We start from the raw sequence: 6,145 nt of genomic DNA on the forward strand, positions 1-6,145 counted from the left end.
CGGCGCTTCCATCCATCTGCCACCGAATATACACTGTCCTTCCCACCGCCTGTGACAAGAAGTCACGAAGCATCCATCCCCCTTTCGCGGCCCGATATCGGGCCCGCCGAAGTGGCGTGCGTAGTTACCGCGCTCTAGAGCGGCCGACTTGCGCTTGGTCCGCAGACGCGTGAGTTCGAAGCACGGATGGCGAGCCTGACCGGCGCGAAGCATGCCGTTGCCGTGAGCAGCGGAACGGCAGCTCTCCATCTCATTCTTGAAGGCATGGGCATCGGACCGGGCGACGAGGTGATTACGACGCCGTTCAGTTTCGTCGCGACCGCCAATGCGGCCATCTACGTGAACGCACGACCGGTATTCGCAGATATCGATCCGGTTACGTTCAACATTGACCCTGCGGACTCCGAGTCACGAATCACATCCCGAACTCGTGCGATAGTTGCGGTGGACGTATTCGGTTCGCCGGCCGATTGGCCCGAACTCACGAGAATCGCGGATCGGCACGGGCTCTTGCTCGTCGACGATGGATGCGAAGCACTTGGCGCATCCGTGGATGGGCACGCTGTCGGCAGCCTAGCAGACGCGACGGCCTTCGGCTTCTATCCGAACAAACAGATTACTACCGGCGAAGGCGGCTGCGTCACGACCTCGAGTGATGAGCTGGCCGAGCTCTGCCGGAGCATGGCGAACCAGGGTCGGGCGAGCAACGAACGGATGAACCACGTCCGTCTCGGTTACAACTACCGGATGGACGAGATCTCTGCGGCACTCGGGTGCGCTCAGTTGGAGCGTTTCGACGTGCTCCAGGAGCGGAGGCAGACAATCGCTGCCCGATATACCGAATTGCTGGCACCCCTGGCGGACGACATTCAGATCCCGGGATCCATCGCCAGCTCTGAGCGAAGCTGGTTTGCCTACGTCATCGCGCTTGCGCCAGCATACACAGCGACGGCCCGCGACGAACTCATGACAGCGCTTGGAGCTCGTGGCATAGAGTCGGCGCCCTACTTCCCGTGCATTCACCTGCAGCCGCTCTATCAGGATCTCTACGGATACACGCGAGGGCGTTTCCCCGTTGCCGAGGCCATCTCCGACCGAACCCTGGCATTGCCCTTCTTCACGACGATGAAAGACGATGACGTTATGCAGGTCGCGTCGGCCCTGAACGAGGTCGTGCCCCGACTGCAGCGGTCTACCACTACCATTTCCGCAACGGCGTAGGTATCCGCATGGGCCCCAATGTTTTCCACATAGTCGAACGCCTGGCCGCGCTGGCGCTGCTCGTTGTTCTGGCGCCGCTTCTTGCGCTGCTGAGCATCGTGCTCCTGGTGGCTCAGGGACGGCCGATCTTCTTCTCGCAGGAACGGGCAGGTCTCGGCGGTGCGACGTTTTCCATTCACAAGTTTCGAACGATGGCGCACAATGCATCGAACGAATCGCATGCGGATCGGGTGACCCTTCCCGGGCGAATCCTGCGGCGACTTGGCCTTGATGAACTGCCACAGCTGGTCAACATTGTGCTGGGCGAGATGAGTTTCATCGGCCCTAGACCTACACTCCCCGAGCAGGTAGAGCGCTATGGACACTACGAGCGAAGGCGGCTGAATACGCGTCCGGGGATCACGGGATGGGCGCAGGTCCACGGTCGCAATTCCATCCCCTGGACGATCCGAATCCTGCTCGACGTGTGGTATGTCGATAACCGGACGGTCTGGCTGGATCTTCAGATTCTCTGGCGAACCATCGGTGCCGTTGTGTCCGGTCGGGGCGTGTACGGTGACGGAGGATTGAATCCGGACTTCGGTATCGCTGACGTGTCGCGGACGGATCTCCCACGGACGAAGCGATAGTATCATGTCCGACCTTGTAATCGTCGGAGCGGGTGGGTTCGGAGCAGAGACGGCTGCACTGGTCGAAGACATTAACGACACCGCCTCCCGATGGTCGCTGGTCGGCTTCCTTGACGATGATCCGGAACTGCACGGTACGTCGGTGATCGATTATCCCGTGCTGGGCGAGGTTGACTGGCTCAGTAAACACAGAGCTCGATATGTTGCAGCCGTGGGTCGATCGCGTGTGCGCGAAGAGCTCACACGCAGGCTCAGCAACATAGGCGCAACGCCCGCTACCTTGCTCCATCCAACCGTGTCAATCCATGCCAGTTCGAGCGTGGGTCAAGGATCGATCCTGTGCCGCGCCACAACAGTGACTGTCAGGACGATGATCGGTGCCCATTGCATCGTGAACCTGCACTGCACAATCGGTCATGACTGCAGCCTTGGCGACTGTTCCACACTTCACCCCGGTGTGCATGTGTCTGGAGATTCGCGCATCGGAGCGGGTGTCGAGATCGGCACCGGGGCCGTTATACTTCCGGGTGTTCAGATTGGAGCCGGTTCGATAGTCGGTGCAGGCGCGGTCGTCACGCGTGACCTCCCTGCGGGCGTCGTCGCCGCCGGCGTACCCGCCCGTGTCACTCGCGAACTGGATGACTGAGCAGGATCATGCACATCGTCCTGCTCCACCAGTACCACCACAACCCCGATTGCCCGGCAATGTGTCGTCACTACGACTTCACGGCGCGGTGGGCACGAAACCATCGGGTGACGATCATCGGGTCGGATGCGTGGGAATCCAGGCGCATCACTAACGACTATCCGTGGGTGCCGGATGGTGTTGACCTCGTGAGCGTTCGCGTTTCGTACGACAATCAGATGTCGACGAGCCGGCGTCTTGTCGCGTTCGCGTCTTATGCCCGAAAAGCATACGCTGCTGCGATGACACTCAAAGATGTCGATGTAATCATTGGAACGTCGACGCCGCTGTCGGTCGCCTGGGCGGCACGCCGCGTGGCCAGGAAACTCGGCGTCCCGTTCGTTTTTGAGGTTCGGGATCTGTGGCCGGACTTCCCTATCGAGATGGGCGCCATTAGCAATCCGCGGGCTCAGAAATGGCTCAGAGGAAAAGAAGGCCAACTCTACCGTTCGGCCGACCACGTCGTCACCCTGTCTCCGGACATGTCGGCGCATGTCCTTGGCAAAGGAGCATCAGAGCGTCACGTTTCGACAATCCTCCAGGGCTCGGACGTTGAGCGGGCCGGGCTTGCTCGAGAGGCCGAAGTTTCGGGTAGACTGCGCGACGAGTTTGACCTTGGCGACGAACGCGTCCTGCTGTATGCCGGTGCGTTCGGACGAGCGAACGACATCCCCACCTTGCTGGCGGCAGCGCGACAGATGATTGACCGCACCGACGTCGTGTTTACGTTCGTCGGGCACGGGTACTACACCGATTTAATTGCATCCGAAGCCCGGCGGTTGCCCAATGTCCGACTCGTCTCGCCGGTACCCCGCCATGCGGTATTTGACTGGTTTGCCACGGCAAGCCTCGCACTCGTGAGTTTCGTCGACGTGCCGTCAGTGGCTGCAAGTTCGCCCTCTAAACTCTTCGACGCCCTGGCGACCGGCTGTCCCGTCCTCGTGACCAATCCGGGCTGGACGAAGGAGCTTGTAGAGGAGAACGGATGCGGCTGGTATACACCGGCCGCGGATCCTGACAAGATGGCTTCGGCGCTCAGAAACATCCTTGACGACCAGGATCTACTCGAGCGCGCAGGCCGCAACGCCGTTCGCGTAGCCCGTGAACGTTTCGACAGAAACAGTCTCGCCGACACGTTTGAAAACATCCTGCTCGAGACCGTGAGCCGGCACTCGGCACGATTGCAGCCCTCGTGAACCTTGGCTACCTTACTGAATCGCGTTTCCCAGCGACATCATGATTCGAATTCCCGGTGACGCGGGTCGGCCCCGCCGCCGAACCCTCCTCATCCTTCTCGACACGGTAATCGTCTACGCTGCGTTTGTTGCGGCACTGAAGATCCGTAGCACGCATTGGCTGTTGTGGCCGGTCGATGCCGCCTCCAGCACGGCGCTCGTCGTGTCGATCGTCAGCTACATGGCCAGCCTCCTGCTGTCGGGGATCTACCGGGTCGAGGCAAGAGAACTTCATCTGGACGAGTTCCTGAAGGCCGGTGGCTTTCTTTTCGTCGGTGGCGCCGTTGCATTGGCGGTCACGTACCTCGTTACACCCACCCACATTCCGCCGCGTAGCGTCGCGAGCGTGCAGTTCGCGTTTTCATTGATCGGAATTCTTGGATTGCGAGCGGCTATTCGTTTCGCGTCCGAATGGAGACTTGACACCCGACCAGTCGCCGTCAGGGCTCTGCCGAAAATTGACTTCGACAAGTTCATCAGGCGGCCGCCACTGGTCTTCGAACGCGAAGCTATTCAGAATTACCTCACAGGCCGCACCGTTTTGGTCACCGGCGCGGGCGGGTCGGTGGGATCCGCGTTGTCCGAACAACTCATCGAGTTAAATCCCTTCCGTCTTGTCCTGGTCGACGTCAGCGAGTTCAACCTGTTTCAGCTGGAGAACACGCTCCGCAGCCGACGGTTTTCCGGCGACCTCGTGTTTCGGATCGCGGACGTCCGCGATGAGTCAATCATGCGCACCGTCTTCTCAGCCTACCGGCCGGATATTGTGTTCCACGCGGCGGCCTACAAGCACGTGCCTCTCATGGAACGGCACCCCGTCGAGGCATTCACGAATAATACGATGGCCACCGTGAGCCTGGCGCGCATCTGCGAGGAGTTCGAGGCCGAACAGTTCATCTTCGTGTCGACAGACAAAGCCGTAGATCCCTCAAGCGTGCTCGGCGCCACAAAGAGACTGGCGGAGTGGTACATCCGATCGATCGACACGCGAATGAGATGCAAGATCGTCCGCTTCGGGAACGTCATGGGTAGCCAGGGAAGTGTCGTACCGATATTTATCGACCAGATTCTCGCCGGTGGCCCGGTCACGGTCACGCATCCCGAGATGACGCGATACATGATGACGCCCTCGGATGCGACGGCACTGATCCTCCAGTCCCTCTTGCTTGATGACGCCCCCGTCTACACCGCACGGCTGGGAGAGCCGGTATCCATCGTCGATCTTGCACGGTTCATCATTGAAGAAATGACCGGATCACCGGAAGGTATTGCTGTCACGTTCACGGGCCTCAGGCCAGGTGAGAAGCTGGCCGAGTTCCTTTCGGCCGATGACGAGACCGGCATCGAGACGTCTGCCGGGATTGAGGGACTCCGAAGCAATGCACCCTTCAGTCGGACGGAATTGGACGCATTTTTCGGCATTCTGGATCATATGTGCCGAAAAAACCGAGCCGAGGAAGTGCGGAAAGCGCTGTTCCAGACCCGTCTTGAGGTCTCGATTATAGATGAATAGGCGCTGCGGTCCGGGAGCATCCCGAAGTGACCGCCGATTTGGTATGCCTGTTGCTGATTACCGCAGGATCCGGCGCCCTCATTCAACCGTAGTCGTACTTCTTTCCCATATCTGCTGATTTTGACACGGTACATCCATAGCCAGATTGCGCTGCTAGGCGTACTGCTGATTGCTATCGCCTGGCCGGTCAAGTCGGCAGACGCGCAGTCAACATTCGACGCATCGTGGTACGACCCCTCTGCCACCTATCTCAAGCTGGAGGTCGGATCAGACGGCGTTTACGCCGTCACGGGCTCCGACCTTGCGAATTCCGGCGTGCCTCTTCTGTCGGTCGATCCGGCGAGCTTCCGGATCATCGAGAGCGGCCGGGAAATCCCTCTGTTCTATTCCGGGGCCAACCCGGCGTCGATGACCGCGTCCGACTATCTCGCATTCGTCGGACGCCGCAACACCGGAGCGGCGGAAGACTACCTGTACGATGGCGATCCATCTCGAAGAAGCAGCACGTATAACAGTCTCTTCAGCGACACAACAACCTACTGGTTGACATGGCGCGGCAACCCCGGAAGCCGCATGGAGAGGGTGCCACCGTCTGCCGGCACGGTGGCGCTGGGGACGACTCGCGACACACTGCATCTCGAGCCCGACAACACCTACTACCCGGGCGACAGCGCGAGCCGCGGAAACCCGCTGTACACGGACAGGGAGGGATACTACTGGGCACGCGTAGCACACAACACGAACCAGGGCGATCGTGAACGAACGGACGATGTACAACTTTCGTCGGCGCGGTCATCGACTGCCGACACGGCGTTCGTCAGGGTTCGTCTGAACAGCGAAACGACGTCACGGCATCATGTGG

At 60.1% G+C, this 6,145-nt stretch carries 5 protein-coding genes and 1 pseudogene; all 6 read left to right on the forward strand.

What is annotated here, in order from left to right:
• Positions 1-147 precede the first annotated feature (147 nt).
• A pseudogene (locus HKN37_12825) lies at positions 148-1,221 on the forward strand (DegT/DnrJ/EryC1/StrS family aminotransferase).
• Positions 1,222-1,229: 8 nt separating this feature from the next.
• On the forward strand, positions 1,230-1,850 hold the full coding sequence (locus HKN37_12830) for a sugar transferase (protein NNE47531.1): 621 nt from the start codon (positions 1,230-1,232) through the stop codon (positions 1,848-1,850).
• Positions 1,851-1,854: 4 nt separating this feature from the next.
• The gene (locus HKN37_12835) at positions 1,855-2,496 is read left to right on the forward strand and encodes an acetyltransferase (GenBank protein ID NNE47532.1); all 642 of its coding nucleotides are present in this window, start codon (positions 1,855-1,857) and stop codon (positions 2,494-2,496) included.
• A gap of 8 nt (positions 2,497-2,504) precedes the next feature.
• The gene (locus HKN37_12840; protein ID NNE47533.1) at positions 2,505-3,731 is read left to right on the forward strand and encodes a glycosyltransferase family 4 protein; all 1,227 of its coding nucleotides are present in this window, start codon (positions 2,505-2,507) and stop codon (positions 3,729-3,731) included.
• Between the two features lie 40 nt (positions 3,732-3,771).
• Positions 3,772-5,283: a polysaccharide biosynthesis protein gene (locus HKN37_12845; protein NNE47534.1), complete on the forward strand. Its 1,512-nt coding sequence runs from the start codon at positions 3,772-3,774 to the stop codon at positions 5,281-5,283.
• A gap of 120 nt (positions 5,284-5,403) precedes the next feature.
• The coding region (locus HKN37_12850; GenBank protein NNE47535.1) for a hypothetical protein at positions 5,404-6,145 on the forward strand (742 nt) is incomplete at its 3' end.

The organism is Rhodothermales bacterium (assembly GCA_013002345.1).
In the GTDB taxonomy this organism is placed as follows: domain Bacteria; phylum Bacteroidota; class Rhodothermia; order Rhodothermales; family JABDKH01; genus JABDKH01.

Bases quoted from the DNA above. Each gene is read 5' to 3' on its own strand.
- HKN37_12830 (NNE47531.1), top strand. From the start codon at position 1,230: ATGGGCCCCAATGTTTTCCACATAGTCGAACGCCTGGCCGCGCTGGCG.
- HKN37_12835 (NNE47532.1), top strand. From the start codon at position 1,855: ATGTCCGACCTTGTAATCGTCGGAGCGGGTGGGTTCGGAGCAGAGACG.
- HKN37_12840 (NNE47533.1), top strand. From the start codon at position 2,505: ATGCACATCGTCCTGCTCCACCAGTACCACCACAACCCCGATTGCCCG.
- HKN37_12845 (NNE47534.1), top strand. From the start codon at position 3,772: ATGATTCGAATTCCCGGTGACGCGGGTCGGCCCCGCCGCCGAACCCTC.